Source organism: Streptomyces griseoviridis (assembly GCF_005222485.1).
Classification (GTDB): Bacteria; Actinomycetota; Actinomycetes; order Streptomycetales; family Streptomycetaceae; genus Streptomyces; species Streptomyces hintoniae.
In genome coordinates this window covers 6,427,970-6,447,708 of sequence record NZ_CP029078.1, presented here as the reverse complement: position 1 = coordinate 6,447,708, position 19,739 = coordinate 6,427,970, and the positions used below count along the sequence as shown (strand labels likewise).

At 71.5% G+C, this 19,739-nt stretch carries 16 protein-coding genes and 1 pseudogene; 6 read left to right on the top strand and 11 right to left on the bottom strand.

The window, feature by feature from the left end; all coding sequences use genetic code 11:
• Nucleotides 1–61: 61 nt before the first annotated feature.
• From miaB to DDJ31_RS27935, 6 genes and pseudogenes are all read right to left on the bottom strand, one after another.
• Nucleotides 62–1,591 carry a tRNA (N6-isopentenyl adenosine(37)-C2)-methylthiotransferase MiaB gene (miaB, locus tag DDJ31_RS27960; RefSeq protein WP_127177620.1) on the bottom strand — a complete coding sequence of 510 codons (1,530 nt, stop codon included), beginning with the start codon at nt 1,589–1,591 and terminating at the stop codon, nt 62–64.
• 112 nt (nt 1,592–1,703) lie between these two features.
• The gene (locus DDJ31_RS27955; RefSeq protein ID WP_127177621.1) at nt 1,704–2,759 is read right to left on the bottom strand and encodes an NlpC/P60 family protein; all 1,056 of its coding nucleotides are present in this window, start codon (nt 2,757–2,759) and stop codon (nt 1,704–1,706) included.
• Between the two features lie 37 nt (nt 2,760–2,796).
• Nucleotides 2,797–3,279, bottom strand: a complete 483-nt coding sequence (locus DDJ31_RS27950; protein ID WP_127177622.1) for a poly-gamma-glutamate biosynthesis protein PgsC/CapC — start codon at nt 3,277–3,279, stop codon at nt 2,797–2,799.
• Between the two features lie 905 nt (nt 3,280–4,184).
• Nucleotides 4,185–5,402, bottom strand: a pseudogene (pgsB, locus tag DDJ31_RS40095) (poly-gamma-glutamate synthase PgsB); the annotation flags it as partial.
• Nucleotides 5,403–5,408: 6 nt separating this feature from the next.
• On the bottom strand, nt 5,409–7,679 hold the full coding sequence (locus DDJ31_RS27940; RefSeq protein WP_127182576.1) for a HAMP domain-containing protein: 2,271 nt from the start codon (nt 7,677–7,679) through the stop codon (nt 5,409–5,411).
• Between the two features lie 498 nt (nt 7,680–8,177).
• Nucleotides 8,178–9,389, bottom strand: coding sequence for a CapA family protein (locus tag DDJ31_RS27935; RefSeq protein WP_240678059.1), 1,212 nt, complete (start codon nt 9,387–9,389; stop codon nt 8,178–8,180).
• 98 nt (nt 9,390–9,487) lie between these two features.
• Between DDJ31_RS27935 and DDJ31_RS27930 the strand changes: the two genes are divergently transcribed.
• Complete coding sequence (locus DDJ31_RS27930) at nt 9,488–10,375, top strand: hypothetical protein (protein ID WP_127177623.1); 888 nt, start codon at nt 9,488–9,490, stop codon at nt 10,373–10,375.
• 140 nt (nt 10,376–10,515) lie between these two features.
• Here the strand turns inward: DDJ31_RS27930 and DDJ31_RS27925 are convergent, their stop codons facing one another.
• Together DDJ31_RS27925 and DDJ31_RS27920 are read right to left on the bottom strand one after the other, a co-directional pair.
• A complete protein-coding gene (locus DDJ31_RS27925) occupies nt 10,516–11,211 on the bottom strand; it encodes a response regulator (protein ID WP_127177624.1) in 696 nt (231 codons plus the stop codon).
• A complete protein-coding gene (locus tag DDJ31_RS27920) occupies nt 11,208–12,167 on the bottom strand; it encodes a HAMP domain-containing sensor histidine kinase (protein ID WP_240678060.1) in 960 nt (319 codons plus the stop codon). The genes DDJ31_RS27925 and DDJ31_RS27920 overlap by 4 nt, the downstream gene beginning before the upstream one ends.
• Nucleotides 12,168–12,346: 179 nt before the next feature.
• On the opposite strand from DDJ31_RS27920, the gene DDJ31_RS27915 reads away from it, so the two are divergent.
• Together DDJ31_RS27915 and DDJ31_RS27910 are read left to right on the top strand one after the other, a co-directional pair.
• A complete protein-coding gene (locus DDJ31_RS27915; protein WP_127177626.1) occupies nt 12,347–12,832 on the top strand; it encodes a cation:proton antiporter regulatory subunit in 486 nt (161 codons plus the stop codon).
• A 4-nt stretch (nt 12,833–12,836) separates the two neighbouring features.
• A complete protein-coding gene (locus tag DDJ31_RS27910; protein ID WP_240678061.1) occupies nt 12,837–14,054 on the top strand; it encodes a cation:proton antiporter in 1,218 nt (405 codons plus the stop codon).
• Between the two features lie 66 nt (nt 14,055–14,120).
• On the opposite strand, the gene DDJ31_RS27905 is transcribed toward DDJ31_RS27910, so the two are convergent.
• Nucleotides 14,121–14,549, bottom strand: coding sequence for a MazG nucleotide pyrophosphohydrolase domain-containing protein (locus DDJ31_RS27905; RefSeq protein WP_127177627.1), 429 nt, complete (start codon nt 14,547–14,549; stop codon nt 14,121–14,123).
• A 95-nt stretch (nt 14,550–14,644) separates the two neighbouring features.
• On the opposite strand from DDJ31_RS27905, the gene DDJ31_RS27900 reads away from it, so the two are divergent.
• Nucleotides 14,645–15,646 (top strand): TAXI family TRAP transporter solute-binding subunit, encoded by a 1,002-nt coding sequence (locus tag DDJ31_RS27900; RefSeq protein WP_127177628.1) that lies wholly within the window; start codon nt 14,645–14,647, stop codon nt 15,644–15,646.
• Here the strand turns inward: DDJ31_RS27900 and DDJ31_RS27895 are convergent.
• Together DDJ31_RS27895 and DDJ31_RS27890 are read right to left on the bottom strand one after the other, a co-directional pair.
• Complete coding sequence (locus tag DDJ31_RS27895) at nt 15,636–17,039, bottom strand: sensor histidine kinase (RefSeq protein ID WP_127177629.1); 1,404 nt, start codon at nt 17,037–17,039, stop codon at nt 15,636–15,638. The genes DDJ31_RS27900 and DDJ31_RS27895 overlap by 11 nt on opposite strands.
• Before the next feature lie 11 nt (nt 17,040–17,050).
• The gene (locus tag DDJ31_RS27890) at nt 17,051–17,740 is read right to left on the bottom strand and encodes a response regulator transcription factor (RefSeq protein ID WP_127177630.1); all 690 of its coding nucleotides are present in this window, start codon (nt 17,738–17,740) and stop codon (nt 17,051–17,053) included.
• A 285-nt stretch (nt 17,741–18,025) separates the two neighbouring features.
• On the opposite strand from DDJ31_RS27890, the gene DDJ31_RS27885 reads away from it, so the two are divergent.
• Together DDJ31_RS27885 and DDJ31_RS27880 are read left to right on the top strand one after the other, a co-directional pair.
• Nucleotides 18,026–18,802, top strand: coding sequence for an amino acid ABC transporter ATP-binding protein (locus tag DDJ31_RS27885; protein WP_127177631.1), 777 nt, complete (start codon nt 18,026–18,028; stop codon nt 18,800–18,802).
• Nucleotides 18,803–18,852: 50 nt separating this feature from the next.
• Nucleotides 18,853–19,686, top strand: a complete 834-nt coding sequence (locus DDJ31_RS27880; protein ID WP_127177632.1) for a glutamate ABC transporter substrate-binding protein — start codon at nt 18,853–18,855, stop codon at nt 19,684–19,686.
• Nucleotides 19,687–19,739: the final 53 nt, after the last annotated feature.

Genomic DNA, 19,739 nt, shown 5'->3' with positions numbered 1-19,739 from the left:
GGTCAGGTGAGTTGGCCCCGCCTGTCCCGGCGGCCCGCCTGTCGCGCCGTCGTCCGGTGGGTCAGTCGCAGCCGCAGCCGCTGCCCGTCGCGACCGGCAGCGGGGCCGGGGCGCCGATCTTCGGGAGGCCCAGCATGACGCCGGCCGGCTTCGCGGCCTCGGCGGCGTTGCGCCTCTCCCAGGCGTCGCCCGCGCGGGTGCGGCGGACGGCGAGGGCGGCGCCCTCGGCGAGGAGGTGGTGCGGGGCCGCATAGCTGATCTCGACGGTGACGACGTCACCGGGGCGCACCGGCTCGTCGGGCTTGGTGAAGTGGACCAGCCGGTTGTCGGGGGCGCGTCCGGAGAGGCGGTGGGTGGCGCCGTCCTTGCGGCCCTCGCCCTCGGCGACCATCAGGTCGAGGGTGCGGCCGACCTGCTTCTTGTTCTCCTCCCAGGAGATCTCCTCCTGGAGCGCGACCAGCCGCTCGTAGCGGGCCTGGACGACCTCCTTGGGGATCTGCCCGTCCATGGTGGCCGCCGGGGTGCCGGGCCGCTTGGAGTACTGGAAGGTGAACGCCTGCGCGAACCTGGCCTCGCGGACGACGTGCAGGGTCTGCTCGAAGTCCTCCTCCGTCTCGCCGGGGAAGCCCACGATGATGTCCGTGGTGATCGCGGCGTGCGGGATGGCGGCGCGGACCTTCTCGATGATCCCGAGGTAGCGCTCCTGCCGGTAGGAGCGGCGCATCGCCTTGAGGACCGGGTCGGAACCCGACTGGAGCGGCATGTGGAGCTGCGGCATCACGTTGGGCGTCTCGGCCATGGCAGCGATGACGTCGTCGGTGAAGTCGCGGGGGTGCGGTGAGGTGAAGCGGACGCGCTCCAGGCCGTCGATCGAGCCGCAGGCCCGCAGCAGCTTGCTGAACGCCTCGCGGTCGCCGATGTCGGAGCCGTAGGCGTTGACGTTCTGCCCGAGCAGGGTGACCTCGCTGACGCCCTCCGCGACCAGCGCCTCGACCTCGGCGAGGATGTCGCCGGTCCTGCGGTCCTTCTCCTTGCCGCGCAGCGCGGGCACGATGCAGAAGGTGCAGGTGTTGTTGCAGCCGACGGAGATCGACACCCACGCCGCGTAGGCGCTCTCGCGCCGGGTCGGCAGCGTGGAGGGGAACGCCTCGAGGGACTCGGCGATCTCGACCTGCGCCTCTTCCTGGACCCTGGCGCGCTCCAGCAGGACCGGCAGCTTGCCGATGTTGTGCGTGCCGAAGACGACGTCCACCCAGGGCGCCTTCTTCACGATGGTGTCGCGGTCCTTCTGGGCGAGGCAGCCGCCGACCGCGATCTGCATGCCGGGCCTGCTCACCTTGCGCGGCGCGAGCCGGCCGAGGTTGCCGTAGAGCCGGTTGTCGGCGTTCTCACGGACCGCGCAGGTGTTGAAGACGACGACGTCCGCGTCGCCGTCGGACCCCTCGGGCGCGCGCACGTAGCCCGCGCCCTCCAGCAGCCCGGACAATCGCTCGGAGTCGTGGACGTTCATCTGGCACCCGTAGGTACGGACTTCGTAGGTCTTGGGCGCTGAGGTGTCCACTGCCGGGCTCCGGTCGCTGCTGATGGTCATGGCTCAAGGGTAGGCGCTCACCGCGCGGCACCGGGTCGCGCGGCCGGTCCTGTGCGGGTGGGCGGGGCGGTGGGGGCGGCGGCGCGGGCCGGCCCGCCCCCGCCGGTCGGCCTCAGAGGCGCTTGGCGCTGCGGAACAGACCCGCGTAGAAGCCGTTGCCGTCGATGCGGGAGACGCCGCCGGCGTCGCCCATCGTCGGGCCGTTCTGCTCCTTGCGGCTGGAGATGAACACCCGGTGCCCCTCGGTGTCGAGGCCCAGGTAGAGCGCCACGTGGTCGAGGTGGTTGGCGGTGCGGTGGTCCATCTTGAAGAACAGCAGGTCCCCTGGCTGGAGGACGTCGATGTTCTTCGGCCGCGTGTACCAGGGCGACGGGCCCTGGAGCTTGATGATGTCGACGCCCGTCTTCGAGCGGGCCATGCCGTCGGCGGAGCGGGGCAGGCCGTCGCCCGAGGCGTTGTCGGCCATCAGCGGGAAGCGGGCCCGGTAGCCCCACACCATGCGCATGTAGCCGGAGCAGTCGAGCGCCCGGTAGCGCTCCTTGCGCGGGACGAGGGTGGTGCCGCTGCGGAAGGTGTAGGAGATGCCGAGGTAGTCGTAGAAGTCGTTCTGTTCGAGGCGGTCGACGCCGTCCTCCTTGAACGGACCGAACACGGCGTCACCGGCGTACGGGATGCCCTCGGAGTCCTTCTTGATCGGCGCTCCCTCGACGTACTGGAAGGCGAACGCGAAGATGTCGTCCTCCTCGCTGCCCGACGCCTCCTTGAACCAGTCCTTGAACCACTGCTCCTTCTCGGCGCCCTTGATCCACGGCTCGGGCATCAGCCGCACCCAGTCGTCGGTGACCACCCGCGAGGAGGTGTTGACGGGCTCGGCGAAGGTGCGGGAGGGGCCCTTGAGGGTGGCGCTGCGGGCGCCGTCGGTGAAGGTGGCGATCACCGCGCCCTTGCCGTCCCTGAGCACCGAGCGCGCCGGGTTGTTCAGCCGCTCCCAGGACTCCTTGCCGGTGGCGCCGCCGCCGGAGTTCTGGAGACCGTCGGTGACGGACTGCACCGCCGGCACCTTCGCCTGCTCGTCCTTGCGCAGTTCGTAGGTGAAGTAGGCGCTGCCCGCGAGCAGCGCCATGACCGTCGCCGCGTGCAGGACGGGGCGGCTTTTCCGCTTCGGCATGGTGGGGAACTCCAGGAGGTGTGCGGTAGGTCGGGGCTCAGGCGGTCGGGAGGGCGCCGAGGAGGATGCCGGCGGTCAGCACGACGTACGTCGCGAGCGTCACCGATCCCGTGGACAGCAGCGTCGCGCCCTTGGGCTGGCGGACCAGCTGGTAGCCGATCAGGCCGGGCACGATGAAGCCGAGGGTCTGGTTGGCGTAGAGGAGCGGGAACTCCACCTGGAGCACGATGATCACCGCGCCCTGGATGAGCACACCGGTGAGCACGACCGTCGCGAACAGCCGCTTGCCGTAGAGGATCACGAACTTCTGGAGGACCAGGGTGGTGACGTACGTCAGCACGGTCACCCCGAGCACGATCGCGGCGCGCTGGAGGTCCTCGATGAGGGTGAGGGCGAGCCAGCCCGGCGTGATCATGCCACCGGGCGACAGGTTCGTCGTCAGGTAGCACATCAGCGAGAACATCAGACCCAGGCCGATGCCGATCGCGGCGATCTCGGGGGTCAGGACGGAGGGGATCAACGGGGCTCTCCTGGGCTGTGCCACTGCTCGGGGTCGTCGGCGGGGGTGACGGGGGTGACGGAAGGACCGGCGGGTGCCGGGAGTGCGGATGACGCGGGTGACACGGGAGTGGCGGGGGTTACTGGCGTCACCGGGGAGACGGGGTGCACCGGCGGCACCCTCGGCTCGAACAGTCCACGGGGACCCGGCGGGGCGGTGGGCGTGCCGCCCCGCTCGGCGGACGGCGCCCGCCGGACCGGCGGTACCGCCTCGGGCCAGCCGGCCGAGCCCGACCGGGACCCGGTCCCGTGCTCAGGGCCACCGTGCTGCTGGGGCCCGGGATGCGGATGCTGCTCCTGCGGCTGCCAGGGCTCCTGATGCTGCTGTGCCTGGTTGGTCTGGTAGGGCTGCTGTGCCTGCTGATGGTTCTGGCGCTGGTGTTGCTGTGGCTGCTGATGGTGCTGGTGTTGCTGCGGCTGCTGAGAGTGGCCTGAGTGCTGCGACTCCTGCGCTTCCTGCGGCGCCTGCGCCTCCTGCGCCTGCTGAGACGCCGGGTTCTGCCCCTGCCCCTGCCCCTGCTGACCGCCGTACCGCGCCTCGTACGCCTCCGAGTAGCGCTGGTAGGGGTCGATGCGCGGCGCGTAGAGCCGCATCGTCTCCGCGTGCTCCGGCATCCGCTGCCGGCTCTCCGCCGCGCGGGCGGGAACGGCGGACGACGACGGACCGGACGCCCGCACACCGGACGCCCGCTCACCGGACACCAGCTCACCAGCCGCCCGACGACCGTCGGGCACGCCACCGGCTGGCACCCCGCCAGCGGCCGCACCACCGGCGGACACCCCGCCAGCGGGCGCCCCGCCGGCAGGCAGTCCAGCATCGGAAGAACCTCGGTCAGAGGCCCGACGGGATGCCCCGCCGGAAGCCCCGCCCACGGGTGGCTCGTCGGTCGGCTCGTCGATCGTCTCGTCGGTCGGGAGTTCGGCGAGGTGTTCGAGGAGGATCTCGCCCTGGCCGTGGATGTTGCCGATCGCGACCAGCGAGGAGTCCGGGCCGAGCATGTCGAGCAGCCGGGCCATGAACTCCTCGGGGTCGCGCCGGTCGCCGCCGAGGTCGACGGCGCGCGAGCGGAACTCGGCGGGGATCGCGTCGATGGCGGACTTGGCCGGGTGGCCGATGACGAAGACGTGTTCCGGATCCAGCTCCGGGATGATCTCGCCCATCTGGCCGTTGCGCTCGACGCGGTCGGGACGGCAGTTGATGACGACGTTCAGCGGACGGTGGATGGCGCCGAGGTCGAGCAGCTGGTTGATGTTCATCAGCGTCGACTCGGGGTCGTTGGCCGCGAAGACGTTGGCGAAGCGCAGCCGCTTGTCGCCGGGGGTCAGATAGCGCTCCACGGAGAGGACACCCGGGTCCGGCGGGGCGTCGTACATGCCCTGGAGGGCGGTCTCGCGGTCGACGCCGACGAGTTCGGCGACGGTCAGCGCGATGGCCACGTTCTCCTTGAAGGTGAACCAGCTGAAGCCGCGCAGCTCCTCGTCGCTGACGGTCTCCGGGTCGGCGTAGACGAGCTTGCAGTCCCGCGAGTCGGCCTCCTCCTGGAGGATCGCGAACCGCTCCTTCTCGGCGGTGACGCAGATGCCGCCCTCGGGCATGGACCGGCTGAGCGAGCGGGCGACGTCGTCGAGGGTCGGGCCCATCTCGGCGAGGTGGTCCTCACGGACGTTGCAGAGCACGCCGATGGTGGAGCGGATCAGCTTGGACTGGTTGATCTCCTGGAGGGCCGGCATGACCGCCATGCACTCGATGACCAGGGCGTCCGGGTTGTAGGCGGCGGCCCGGCGGACGATGCCGATCTGCTCGACGACATTGGCGATGCCGAACTTGCGGTAGACGGGCTCCTCGGTGGCGTCGGGGTGGATGAACCGGGCCGCGGTGCCGGTGGTCTTGGCAACCGTCACCAGGTCGCCGCCGCGCAGCGCGCCCGCGCACAGCCGGGTGATGGACGACTTGCCGCGGATGCCGTTGACGAGCACCCGGGTCGGGATGTTGTTCAGGTTGGTGAAGTGCCGTCGTTGTTCCACGACGCCTGCGACGAGCAGGATCGCGCAGCACACCAGCAGAACGGTGTAGAGGAAGAACAAGGGGGATCAGTTCCTTACGTACTGCTGGTCCTGCGGGTGACGGGGGTCCTGTGGAGGCCGCGCGCCGCGCGGCTGCTTGCGGCGCTGGTCCTGGAGCTGCTGGCGGACGAGTTCGAGGGAGCGGGTGACCGCGCCGACCTCGTCGTGGTGGCGCGGGAAGAGCACCGTCTTGCGGTCGCCGTCGGCCAGCGCCTCGGCCTGCGCGGCGAGGTGCCGCAGCGGGCGGACCACCACGATGAACATCCAGCCGAGGCAGGCGGCGGCAGCGGCGGCGCCGAGCAGTCCGGCCAGCACCGTGCGGTTCTGGAGGTCGTACTCGGGGATCGCGAGCCGGTCGGCCGACTGCCAGCTGACCACCGTCCAGCCGAGCGCCTTGGCGGGGCCGCCGCCGGAGAAGGGCGCGGCGGCGGCGATCCTGACGTGGTCGTCGCGGTAGAGGACACCGCCCGCGTGGGCCGACTTGCCGATCTTCAGGCCGGTGGCCGCGACCAGGTCCCCGAGCCGTTCGTCGGGCAGCGACTGGAAGGCGCGGAAGCCGGTGTTGCCCGCGATGACCTTGGAGTCCTTGTCGACGAGGCGCACCACGCCGAGTCCCGGGCGGCGCAGCAGCGAGTTGAGGAACTCGATGCGGAACTCGCCGACCAGCGCGGAGCCACCCCGGCCGGGGATCTCGGCGGTGGCGACGACGACGGGCTCCTTGCCGCCCTGGCCCGTCAGGCGCAGCGGGTCGGCGGTGGCGGGCTTGGCCTGTGCCTGGCGCGGCTTGGCCCCGGCGCGGGCGACGACCTGGCCGGAGGAGTCGACGACGTACAGCGACTGGTAGCGCAGGTGTTCGGTCATGGTGCGTTCCAGCACCTTGGTCATGGCGTCGGCCTCGGTGCGGTCGCCGATCAGACCGGCCACCGAGAGAAGGTCGGCGTCACCCTCGTTGAGGGCGCGGCGCACCCGGTCGCTGAGGGTGTCGGTGCGTTCGCGCTGGTCGTCGACGAGCTGCTGGGGGACGACGGCGGTGCTGTCGGCGCGGTTCAGGAAGAGCACCAGCGGCACCGACCAGACCAGCAGCAGCGCGGCGCAGACGCACAGCAGGGCCCGGCTGCCGGTCCTGCGCAGACCGCGCGGCGTGGCGTCGGGGCCCGTGGCGTCGGCGGGCTCGCCGTGCAGTTGGCGGCGGAGCCGCTCGAGCGCGGCCCCGATCCGGCGGGTCTCGCCGTACCCGGGGACGTCGACGGGCCGGGCGACGTCACCGCGCGAGAGCCGCCGTGACTCCAGGAACAGCCGGATCAGGGGGCGCTGGACGGTGCCGATGAGGACGGCGATGGCGAGGCCGCCGATGCCGAGCAGCGCGCCCGCGGCGATGAGCCCGAACAGCGGCGAGATGACGCGGGTGGGGTCCTCGGCGACCTTCGCCATGGAGACGACGGTGAGGCCGAGGCTCGACGCGGTGCTCGACTCGCCGGGCGCGGGGCCGGTGAGGGTGGCGTAGCCGCCGACGGAGCGGTCGCTGAGGAAGCGGCCGCCGAGCAGGCTGCCGCTGGCGCCCCGGTAGCCGCCCGAGCCGGGTTCCTTGGTGGTGCGGGCGTCGTGTGCGGCCTTGCGTCCGGCGCGTTCGGCGAACTCCGTCAGCTGCTTGCGGGAGACCTTGGCCTCCTGGCGCTGGAGGTCGGTCGAGGCCTGTTCGACGACGGGCAGGCCGTCGCTGCTGAGGATGCGGCCGGCCCGGTCGACGACCGCGATGGAGCGGAACTTGCCGAGGCTGATGCCGGGGAACTTCAGGGCGCTGGAGGCGACGAGGAGCTGTTGCGGGGTGTCGGGCCAGGACAGCAGCGAGAAGGTCAGCAGCCGTACCTCGCCGTTGTTGAGGCGGACCATCTTCGGGTCGAGGCCGCCCTCGCCCGCGAGAGCGGACCGGTCGAGGGACGGAAGCGGAACCGTTTCTCCCCGTGCGGCCAGGAGCTTGCCCGAGCGGATCTCGACGACCGCCGTGCCCATCCACTTCTGGTACGTGTTGCTCAGCTTGTCCAGCACGGTGTCCGCGGAGACCGGGCTGCCCGCGTTGAACAGCACGGTGGAGCGGGCCAGGTCGGTGGCGGACTCGTCGACGGAGGCGCGCAGCGCGATGGCGCCGTCCTCGGCGAAGTGCTGCTCGGAGACCTGGACCGCCTTGGGGACGACGCTCTGGTCGACCCGCCCGAGGAAGAGGGCGGTGACTCCGGCGAGCGACAGCAGCAGCACCGACAGGACCGCGATCGGCGGGCGTATCCCACCGAGCAGCGACATGTCGGCGCGGCGGCGGGCTCGGTGCTGCCGTGCCGGGGGCGGAGACGCCAAGGAACGGTCCTCTCTGGCACGTGCGGGGTGGCCTCCCCGCACGGGATGCAAATGGTGGTACGTCGGGCCTGACGGATGCGCCCCGAGTTACGTCGGAGACACGGGTGGTTCCGGAAACGTGAGACATATGAGGCTGATAAAGAGTTGCTGTGAAGTGAATGTGATCTAGGCAACTTCATAGTTTCAAACGGTCAGTTGAGGGCAAAAGCGATCACCACTTTCGGACGGGGCATCACGAAAGTGGTGATAACGGAAGAACGCAGAGGGAAGCAGAGGGACGCAGAGGGACGCAGGATCGCCGAGTCCGGTGCCCGCGGACCGTCCCGCAGGCGGTTCCGCAGGCCCTCCCGCAGGCCGCTCTGCGGGCCATTCCGCGGGCCATTCCGCGGGGCCGGTGCGGGCGTCCCCGGCGTTCCCGACGTGACCGGGGGCGCCCCGGCGACCGGTCTAGCGGGGCAGTGCCGTCAGGGGCTTCAGCCCGTCGCCCGCCGCACCGCGGTTGAGCATGGTGCCCTGGGTGCGCTCGAAGGCCAGCCGCAGCCGGGCCCGCAGCTGCGCGTTCGGGTGGCCGTCGCGCAGGGTGGTGGCCACGTCGATGAGCCGGTAGTCGGCGGAGTCGTCGGGACCGGCCGTCGTGGTGCCGCCGTCCCCGGTGTTCTCGGTGTCCGGCGGGACCTCGAGGAGCGTCGGCTCGTAGCGCGGGCGGACGTCCCAGCCGTCGCCGCTCTCGGTGAACGTGAACCAGCCGATCACGCCCTCCTCGGTGAGCCCGGTGGGCACGTCGTGCCGGGCGACCTGGTTGCCGAGCCCGTAGGCGATCCAGGTGCCGTCGACCTTCTCCATCGGCTGGACGACGTGCGCGTGGTGGCCGATGACCAGGTTGATGCCGGTCTCACGGGCGATCCTGCGGGCCAGCTTGAGCTGCGAGGTGGCCGGGTTGGGGATGTGCTCGCGCCCCCAGTGGATCGAGAGGATCACGACGTCGGCGCCGGCCGCCCGCGCCGCCTTCTCGGCCGCCTTGATCCGGTCGAAGTCGGTGAGGTTGGCCAGCCACTGCTTGTCGGCGGGCAGTTCATGGGCGTTGAAGCCGAAGGCGTACGACAGCTGCGCGACCTTCACGCCCTTGACGTCCAGGACGAGCGGGGTGCGCGACTCCTTCTCGGAGCGGGCCGATCCGGTGTGTTTCACCCCGGCCGCGTCCAGCGCGTCCAGGGTGCGCCGCACGCCCTGGACGCCGTGGTCGAGGGTGTGGTTGGAGGCCGTGGAGCAGGTGTCGTAGCCGATGTCCTTGATGGTGGTGGCGATCTGTGGCGGCACCGCGAAGTCGGGGAAGCCCTCGAAGGGTCCTGTGGGCCCGGCCAACACCGGCTCCAGGTGGCAGATCGCCAGGTCCGCCTTGGAGATGACCGGCTCGATGCCCGCCATGAGGGGGCCGAAGTCCAGCCCCGCCGTGCCCTTGCCGGTCTGCTTGGCGTCCTCGCGGGCCTGCTCGATGAGTTGCGGGTGCAGCAGGATGTCGCCGGCCGCGGCCACGGTGAACGAGCGTCCGCCGCCCTTCGGGGCCGCGTCGTCGCCCGAGGTGCCGCAGCCGGCGAGGGAGGCGGTGAGGGCGAGCGGGGTCGCGAGGGTCAGCAGGGTGCGGCTGGGTCGTCTGATCACCGGGATATCTTGATACAACCATGAGAGCTGATCGCTCGACGATCATAACGATCGCGACAATTGTGCTGGTTCTCGCTGGTTTCGCAACGGTTCTGACGGTGTACCCGCCCAGCACGCGCGACCACGACGGGACCGACGACGACCGTACCCGCCACCCGGCCACCGAGGTCGACCTGACCGCCGAGATGACCGCCTACGCCCGCAGGCTCGGACCGGACACCGGCTACCTGCCGCCCACCGAGGCCGACCGCGAGGGCGTCGCCGCGGGTGTCGGGCTCCTGCTCGACGGCGATCTGACGGCGGCCGGACGCCGCCTGTCGGCGCTCGACCTCACCCTCCGCACCGTCGTCGACCGGGGTTCGGGGCGCCGCTTCGCCGAGGTCGCCGACCGCACCGAGCGGGCCGCCTCGCCGCGCGGCTGGGGGCGGGTCTACTTCGACCTCGACCACCGTGCCCGCTGGTCCGTGCAGGTCCCGCACCCGGCGTCCGACCAGTACACCGAAGTGCTCGGCGCGCGGGTGCTGCGCGGCTCGCCCGGCGGGGTGCTGGTCGTCGCGGGGGCCCACCGCCAGGCGGGCGAGGACGGCTCGGCAGACGTGGCGCACCAGCCGGGTTCGATCTTCCACGCGGTCTGCGCCGAACTCGTCAGGCGCGGCCTCCCCGGCATACAGGTGCACGGCTTCGCCCGCTCCTCCGCCCCGCACCACGACGTCATCGCCTCGACGTCGGCGGCGAGGACCGCGGGTCCCGAGGCGCTGCTGCTCGCCGACGCCCTGCGCGAGCGGGGATTCCGGGTCTGCCGGGCCTGGCGCGGGAAATGCCCGCTGGCCGGTGTGACGAACGCGCAGGGCCGTACCGCGGCCGACGCGCGGGTGCCCTTCCTGCATGTCGAGTTCGCCCCGCCGCTGCGCGCCGACGGAGCGCCGAACGACCGCGCGACGGCCGCCGTCACCGAACTGACCCGCACCTGGGCGGCCGCCGGCTGAGTCACCCCTCGGGCAGGCCCCACGAAGGACAGGGCCGGTCGGACCCGATCAGTTCCGAGATCAGTTCCGACGAGGTCCGACCTGGTCCGACCAGGTCCGACCTGGTCCAACCAGTTCCGACCAGGTCCGATCCAGTCCGGTCAGGGTTCGATGAGGCCCGCTCTGATCGCGTACCGCGTCAGCTCCAGGCGGTCCTTCATGCCCAGCTTGTGCAGCAAATTGGCGCGGTGGCGTTCGACCGTCTTCGCGCTGATGAACAGCAGCTCGCCGATCTCCTTCGAGGTGTGGCCCTCGGCGACCAGCTTGAGGATCTCCTCCTCGCGCTCGGTGACGGCCCGTTCGGGCAGGCCGTCGCCCCGGTGCAGCCGTTCCAGGTAGGAGCGGACGAGGGCGCGCTCGGCGCCCGGGTACACGAACGGCTCGTCGCGCACCGCGGCCCGGCACGCCTCGACCAGGTCGCGGTCGGCGACCGACTTGAGGACGTAGCCGCTGGCGCCGGCCCTGAGCGCCTCGAAGAAGTACTGCTCGTTGTCGTACATCGTCAGGATCAGGATGTGCAGGTTCGGCATCCGCCGGGACAGCTCGCGGGCGGCCTGGAGGCCGGTCATCCGGGGCATCGCGATGTCCAGGACGGCGAGGTCGATCTCGTGGGCGCGGGCCAGCTCCACCGCCTCGGCGCCGTCACCCGCCTCGGCGACGACGGTCAGGTCGGGTTCGCCGTCCAGGATGAGCCGGACGCCCTGCCTGACCAGCGCGTGGTCGTCGGCGAGCAGCACCCGGGCGGGCGGGGCACCCACGGGCGCGGGCGACGAGATCGGGGGCGGGGTCGGGTTCATCGGGTGGTTCCTTCCGCGGCCGGGACCCGCAGCCGCACCTCGGTGCCCGCCTCGGGTCCCGGGCCGAGCGTGAGGTCGGCGCCGACCAGCAGGGCGCGCTCGCGCATCCCGACGATCCCGGCGCCCTCCTTGGCCCCGCCGAGGCCGCGGCCGTTGTCGCGGACGACGAGTTCGACCCCGCCGTCGACCGGCCGCAGCCTGATCTCGGCGCGGTCGGCCCCGGAGTGCCGTGCGGTGTTGGTGAGCCCTTCCTGGGCGACGCGGTAGAGCACGAGTTCCGACTCCTCGGTCAGGGCGGGCAGATCGCCTGGACCTCCCGGGATGTGGTGGCGCACGGTCAGTCCGTGCGTGGTGAACTCGCCCGCGAGCGAACGCAGCGCGCTGACCAGGCCGAGTTCCTCCAGGACGCCGGGCCGCAGTCTGCGGGCGATCCGGCGGATCTCGTCGAGCCCCGCCCGGGTGGCCTCCTGCGCCTGGCCGACCTCGGCCCGCAGGTCGGCGGGGGCCCGGTCGGCGACCCGTTTGAGCTGGAGCAGGACGGCGGTGAGGGTCTGACCGACCTCGTCGTGCAGTTCGCGGGCGATCCGGTGGCGTTCCCGCTCCTGCGCGGAGAGGGCGAGGCCCGCGCCGGCGGCGCGTTCGTTCTCCAGCCGTTCGAGCATGGTGTTGTACGTGGTGATCAGCTCGGCCGCCTCGGCCGGGCCCGCGACCTCGGCGCGGGCGCCCGGGTGCAGCAGGTCGGCCGCGGCCATGGCCCCGCCGAGCCGGCGCAGCGGGGCGAGCCCGGCGCGCAGCACGAGCGCGTTGCCGACCAGGAGCAGCCCGAGACCGCCGACGACGACGAGCGCCTCGGCGGGCAGCACGGGGGTCGAGACGGTGACCGGGCCGAGCAGCAGGGAGGCGGCGACGACCAGCCCGACGGCGTTGAGCGAGAAGATCCGCCAGAACAGCGACACGGTCCTCCCTCGTCCGGCACGTGCTCCCGGCACTGCTGTGCCGAGTCTCCTCACAGGCCCCCGCTCGCGTATATCCGTCACGTCACCCATATCGCCACGGTACGTGTGGGTGACACCATGCAGAGTGCCGACCGTGATCATCGATGATCACGACCAGCTGTTGAGCGAAGGGGAGAAACGTGTCTGCGCCACGCCTGCGGGCGACGCCGTTGCCGGGGATCGGGGTCCAGTACGACCTGGTGACGAAGGACCAGCGCCATCTGTCCGTGGTGGCGCACCGGGACGGTGCCCGGACCGTGAACATGTACCGGGCCGACGACCCCGACTCCTGCGCCCACTCGCTGCGGCTGACCGGCTCCGAGGCCGGCGTGCTGATCGACGCGCTGAAGCCCTCCCACCACAGCGCGAGCCTGCTGTACACCACCGACCTCGGCCTGGTGGCCGAGCGCATCGAGGTGGCCGCGGCCTCCCGCTGGAACGGACGGGTCCTCGGGGAGACCCGGATGCGCACCGACACCGGCGCCTCCGTGGTCGCCGCGCTGCGCCGGGCCGAGGCGATCCCCTCACCCGCTCCCGACTTCCGGCTGGCGGGCGGTGACATCCTGATCGTCGTAGGCACCCGTGAAGGCGTGGACGCCGCCGCGGCGATACTCGGGCGGGAGTGATCGGGTGCACTCCGCTGTCCTGCTGATCGAGTTCGGTTCCATCCTGCTGGCCCTCGGCCTGCTCGGGCGGGCGGCCGCCCGCTTCAGCCTCTCCCCCATCCCGCTGTACCTGCTGGCCGGTCTCGCCTTCGGTGAGGGCGGGCTGCTGCCGCTCGGCGCGAGCGAGGAGTTCGTGGCCACCGGCGCCGAGATCGGCGTCATCCTGCTGCTGCTCATGCTCGGCCTCGAGTACACGGCCGGTGACCTGGTCACCAACCTCAAGTCGCACTACCCGGCCGGTCTGGTCGACATGATGTTCAACGCCGTGCCGGGCGCGGCCGTCGCCCTGCTGATGGGCTGGGGCCCGGTGGCGGCCGTCGTGCTGGCGGGCGTCACCTGGATCTCGTCGTCCGGGGTGATCGCCAAGGTCCTCGGCGACCTGGGCCGGGTCGGCAACCGGGAGACCCCGGTGATCCTGAGCGTGCTGGTCCTGGAGGACCTCGCGATGGCGGTGTACCTGCCCATCGTGACGGCGCTCGTGGCCGGCGCGGGCCTCCTCGCCGGAAGTCTGACGCTGGCCATCGCGCTCGGCGCGGCCGGGCTCGTCCTGTTCGTGGCGGTCCGCTACGGCCGGGTCATCTCACGGTTCGTCTCCAGCGACGACCCGGAGAAGCTGCTGCTGGTCGTGCTGGGTCTGACGATCCTGGTCGCGGGCGTCGCCCAGCAGCTCCAGGTGTCGGCCGCGGTCGGCGCGTTCCTGGTCGGCATCGCCCTCTCCGGTGAGGTCGCGGAGGGCGCGCACACCCTGCTGAGCCCGCTGCGCGACCTGTTCGCGGCGGTGTTCTTCGTCTTCTTCGGGCTGCACACCGATCCGGCGAGCATCCCGCCGGTGCTGCTGCCGGCGCTGGCGCTGGCCCTGCTCACGGCGGCCACGAAGATCGCCACCGGCTACTGGGCGGCCCGCCGGGCGGGCATCTCCGTGAAGGGCCGCTGGCGGACGGGCGGCGCGCTGGTGGCGCGCGGCGAGTTCTCGATCGTCATCGCGGGCCTCGCGGTCAGCGCGGGCATCGAGCGCTCGCTCGGCCCGCTGGCCACGGCGTACGTGCTCATCCTGGTCGTCATCGGCCCGCTCACCGCGCGGTACACCGAGCCGGTCGCGCGTCACGTCACCGACCGGCTGGCCGCCCGCAAGCGGGTCCCGCAGCCGGTGGAGGAGGCGGAGGAGGTTCCGGTGGGCGACTGAGACCCACCGGTCACTCGGGCCCACGGCACGCCCTGGAGGGGAGCCGCCGTGGGCCCGTCCGCCGTTCTAGGACCCGTCCCGCGCGACCTGGCCGGCGGCCTCGGGGTTCCAGCCCTGGCGGCGCAGTACGGCGCTCACGTCCGGGGCCCGGTAGTGCGCGCCCTTGAGGACCTTGCCGTCGTCGCGGCGGACGACCTGGCCGTCGGGCCCGAGCTTGGTCATGTTGGAGCGGTGGATCTCGGCGATCACCGCGTCCAGGTCGATGCCGTGCACCAGGGCGGTGCCGTAGGCGACGTACACGACGTCGGCCAGCTCGTGGGCGAGCTTGTCCAGCGGCCCGTCCACCGCGACCTCGGCGACCTCCGCGGCCTCCTCGCGCAGCAGGGCGCCGCGCTGGGCGGCGAGTCCCGGCTCCACCTCGGTGGGGCTGGTGCGGGCGTCGAGCCCGACGGCGAGGTGGAAGGCACGGACCAGGTCGGCGGGCGATGCAGTCATACGACGACTCTACCGACGCCCGCAGCGCCGCACGGGCCACGGAGCGGTCCGCCGGGCCTGGCCAGTTCCGTGTGGCTGCTGGCAGGATCGCGCGTATGCCCACGTTCTTCCCCCGGCCCGGCCGGCGCCGCGCCCTCCAGGCGTCCGCCGCCGGCATCGTCGCGTTCGGGCTGCTGCTGTGGTGGCTGCTGCCCCTGGGCGAGGACCCGCCGAGCGGCACGATCACCTTCAGCACCGGCACCAGGGCCGGGGTGTACCACCAGTACGGCAAGCTGCTCCAGCAGGAGTTCCACCAGGACATGCCGGAGCTGCGGGTGCGGCTGACGACCAGCGCCGGGTCCCAGGAGAACGTGCGGCGGGTGGCCACCGGGGAGGCCGACTTCACCATCACGGCGGCGGACGCGGTGGAGACGTACGAGCTGAGCGACGACAACCCGGGCGCGACCCGGCTGCGCGGGGTGGCCCGGCTCTACGACGACTACGTCCAGCTCGTGGTGGCCCGCGACTCGCCCGTGCGCTCGGTCGCGGACCTCAAGGGCAGGCGGGTGTCGACGGGGCCGCCCGGCTCGGGGGTGCGGCTGATAGCGGACCGGGTCCTGAAGGCCGCGGGGATCGACCCGGGCAAGGACATCACGGCCAGCTCCGACGGCATCGACGTCGGGCCGGAGGGGCTGAAGGAGGGCCGGATCGACGCGTTCTTCTGGTCGGGCGGGCTGCCCACGCAGGGGTTGCAGAAGTTGACGTCGTCCTTCGCGTTCCGTTTCGTGCCGATCGGCGCCGACCTCGTGGCCAAGCTGCACGAGCAGGGCGGCGCGACCCGCTACTACCGGTCGACCAACATGCCGGAGTCCGCCTACCGGGGGCTCCAGAACGGCGCGGCCGTCCCGACGATCGCGGTCTCCAACCTCCTGATGACCCGCACGGACGTCGACCCGCGGCTGACCGAGTGGATCACCCGCACGGTCATCAAGAGCCGTGACCGCATCGGCTCCACGGTCCACTCCGCGCAACTCGTCGACCTGCGCACGGCGATCTACACCGACCCGCTCGCCCTGCACGAGGGCGCCCGCAGGTACTACCGCTCGGTCAAGCCGTAGGGCCCGACCTGGGCACCGTCACCGTCACCCGCAGCCCGTGCGGGGCGTGGTGGGCGTAGGCGATGGTGCCGCCGCCCGCCGCCAGCAGGGTGCGGGAGATGGAGAGCCCGAGCCCCGAGCCCTTGATGTTCTGGTGGTGGGCGCTGCGCCAGAAGCGGTCGCCGACCCGGCTCAGCTCGTCGTCGGTCAGCCCGGGGCCGCGGTCGGCGACGACGACCGTCGTCGTGGTGCCGTCGAACCCCACGGACACCTCGACCGTCTCGCCCTCGGGCGTGAACTTGACCGCGTTGTCGATCACCGCGTCCAGCGCGCTGGAGAGGGTGACCGGGTCGGCCCACGCGGTGGTCGGCGGGCAGTCGCCGACCAGCCTGACGCCCTTGGCCTCGGCCGTGGGGGTCCAGGCGGCCACCCGCTCGGCGGTCAGCGCGCCGAGGTCGGTGATCCGCAGATCGGCCTCGGCGTGCTCGGCGAGGGCGAGGTCGAGCAGGTCGTCGAGGACCGTGCCGAGCCGTTTGCCCTCGGTGCGCACGGAGGCGATCTCCTCGTTGTCCTCGGGCAGTTCGAGCGCGAGCAGCTCGATGCGCAGCAGCAACGCGGCGAGCGGGTTGCGCAGTTGGTGGGAGGCGTCGGCGACGAAGGCGCGCTGCTGTTCCAGGACCTCCTCGACGTTGTCCGCCATCTCGTTGAACGACCGTGCCAGGCGCTGGAGTTCCGGCGGTCCGCCGGCCGCGGCGACCCGGGACTTCAGACGTCCGGTGGCGATGTCGTGGGTGGTGGCGTCGAGGACCCGCACCGGGCGCAGCACCCACCCGGTCAGCCGCAGCGCGGCCCCCACGGCGAGCAGCATCGCCGCGCTCTCGCCCGCGGCGATCACCAGCCAGCCGTGCAGGATGCGGGAACGCATCGACCCGGTGGGCGAGTCGGTGACGACGACCGCGACGACGTCGCCGTCCCTGATCACCGGTGAGGCGACGACCAGCCGGTGGCGCTGCCACGGCCACACCTGCTCGGGGTCGTGGCTGCGCCGGCTGAGCAGCGCCTCGGCGAACGCGCCCCGCATCTCCCCCTCGGCGGGCAGCCGCCACTGGACGGGCGCGGCGGCCATCGGCGTCTCGCTGTGGCAGAAGACACCGGCACGGATGCCGTAGACGCCGTAGTAGCTGACGAGTTCGGTGCTGAGGGTCTCCAGACGTTCGTCGGAGTCGACCCGGACGGCGCCGCAGGCGTCGGTGACGAACTGGGCGAGGGCCGCGAAGCGCGCGGTGTCGTCGATCCGGTCGACGACGACCCGCTGCTGCTCGGCGGCGGCCACACTGATCGCGAGCGGCACGCCGAGCGCCAGCAGCACGGCCGCGAGCAGCACGATGAGCAGCGGCAGCAGCCGGGTACGCACCCGCTCCCCCGCTAGGCGGCCGGGGTGACGAGCCGGTAGCCCACCCCGCGCACGGTCTCGATCAGCGCGGGCATCCGCAACTTGGCCCGCAGGGACGCGACATGCACCTCGAGGGTGCGCCCGGTCCCCTCCCAACTGGTGCGCCAGACCTCGCTGATGATCTGCTCCCGCCGGAAGACCACCCCGGGCCGCTGCGCGAGCAGGGCCAGCAGGTCGAACTCCTTGCGGGTCAGCTGGACCACCGTGCCGTCCACGCCGACCTGGCGGGTGGAGAGTTCGATCAGCAGCGGGCCGAGCCGCAGCGCGTCGCTGTCGCCGCCGGTGGCCGCGTCCTCGTGGACGGTGCGCCGGCTGACGGCGTGGATCCTGGCCAGCAACTCGCCGGTGTCGTAGGGCTTGACGACGTAGTCGTCGGCCCCCAGGTTGAGGCCGTGGATGCGGGAGCGGACGTCCGCGCGCGCGGTCACCATGATCACCGGGGTGCTGGTGCGTTTGCGGATCTTGCCGCAGACCTCGTAGCCGTCCTGGTCGGGCAGGCCGAGGTCGAGCAGGACGACCCCGAACCCGTCGCCCTCGGGCACCAGGGCGCGCAGCGCCTCCTCGCCGCTGCGCGCGTGGGTGACGTCGAATCCGTGGCGGGCCAGGACGGCGGACAGCGCGGCGGCGACATGGTTGTCGTCCTCGACGAGCAGCAGCCTCACCCGGGCCCCCTTCGGTTCATCGGCCGTACGAACGGCATGGCTAGAACTCACGTACGCGCGCGTGCACCCACGCAGTCACGCTGATGGACGAGGACGCCGTCAAGAGCGTTCCGGTTGCGCGGCCCTACCGTTATGCGCCCGATACGAGCGGATCGCCCGGGGGCCACCGCGGGTGCCCGATCGCTACCGGATCGTGATGCTCAGATCTCGCTCAGATGTGATGACTCTCGCATTACCCGGTCATTACTGTCCTCCGAAACCGAGGAGGACGGGAGCCTGATCGCGATGACCGAAGTATCGGTGGCCAAGGAAGAGGTGGCCTCCACCGGCGACCTGGTCGTCCTGAAGAACGTCAACAAGCACTTCGGCGCCCTGCACGTGCTCCAGGACATCGACCTGACCATCACCCGTGGCGAGGTGGTCGTCGTCATCGGGCCGTCCGGGTCCGGGAAGTCCACGCTCTGCCGCACCATCAACCGGCTGGAGACGATCGACGACGGCGCCATCACGATCGACGGCAAGCCGCTGCCCCAGGAGGGCAAGGAACTGGCCAGGCTGCGGGCCGACGTCGGGATGGTCTTCCAGTCCTTCAACCTCTTCTCGCACAAGACGGTGCTGGAGAACGTCATGCTGGGCCAGCTCAAGGTCCGCAAGGCGGAGAAGAAGAAGGCCGAGGAGAAGGCGCGGGCGCTGCTCGACCGGGTGGGCGTGGGCACCCAGGCCGACAAGTATCCGGCGCAGCTCTCGGGCGGCCAGCAGCAGCGCGTGGCCATCGCCAGGGCGCTGGCCATGGACCCGAAGGTCATGCTCTTCGACGAGCCGACGTCCGCGCTCGACCCGGAGATGATCAACGAGGTCCTGGAGGTCATGCAGCAGCTCGCCCGGGACGGCATGACCATGATCGTCGTCACCCACGAGATGGGCTTCGCGCGCTCGGCCGCGAACCGGGTGGTCTTCATGGCCGACGGCCGGATCGTCGAGGAGGCCGCGCCCGACCAGTTCTTCAGCAACCCGCGCAGCGACCGGGCCAAGGACTTCCTTTCGAAGATCCTGCACCACTGACCCAGGCCCCGCACGGCCGCCATCCCTTCACCAGCCAAAGGACGTTCACCATGAAGCTCCGCAAGGTCACCGCCGCCTCGGCCGCCGTGCTCGCCCTCTCCGTCGCCGCCACCGCGTGCGGTTCGGGCGACAAGGACGACAAGGGCTCGGGCGGGTCGAAGAAGATCTCCATCGGCATCAAGTTCGACCAGCCCGGCATCGGCCAGAAGACCCCGCAGGGATACGCCGGTTTCGACGTCGACGTCGCCACCTACGTCGCCAAGAAGCTCGGTTACGACGCCGGCCAGATCGACTGGAAGGAGTCCAAGAGCCAGGACCGCGAGACCATGCTCCAGCGCGGTGACGTGGACTTCATCGCCGCCTCCTACTCGATCACCCCCGAGCGCCAGGAGAAGGTCGACTTCGCGGGCCCGTACCTGCTGGCCCACCAGGACGTCCTGGTCCGCGCCGACGACTCCTCCATCAAGGCGGCCACCGACCTCAACAGCAAGAAGCTGTGTTCGGTGACCGGCTCGACGTCCGCGCAGAACATCAAGGACAAGCTGGCGCCCAAGGCCGACCTGCAGAACTACCCGACCTACTCGGCCTGCCTGACCGGTCTGCAGAACGGCGCCATCGACGCCCTGACCACCGACGACTCGATCCTCGCCGGGTACGCCTCGCAGTCCCAGTTCAAGGGCAAGTTCAAGCTCGCCGGCCTGAAGATGACGAACGAGAACTACGGCATCGGCGTCAAGAAGGGCAGCGACCTCAAGGCGAAGATCAACACCGCGCTCGAGGCCATGGTCTCCGACGGCACCTGGCAGAAGACGGTGGACAAGAACTTCGGCCCCGCCAACTACAAGAACGACCCCGCGCCGAAGATCGGCGACATCAAGAGCTGACCAGGACCCGACCGGTGCGCCGTCCGCCGCGGCGGCGCACCGCGGGTTGGACC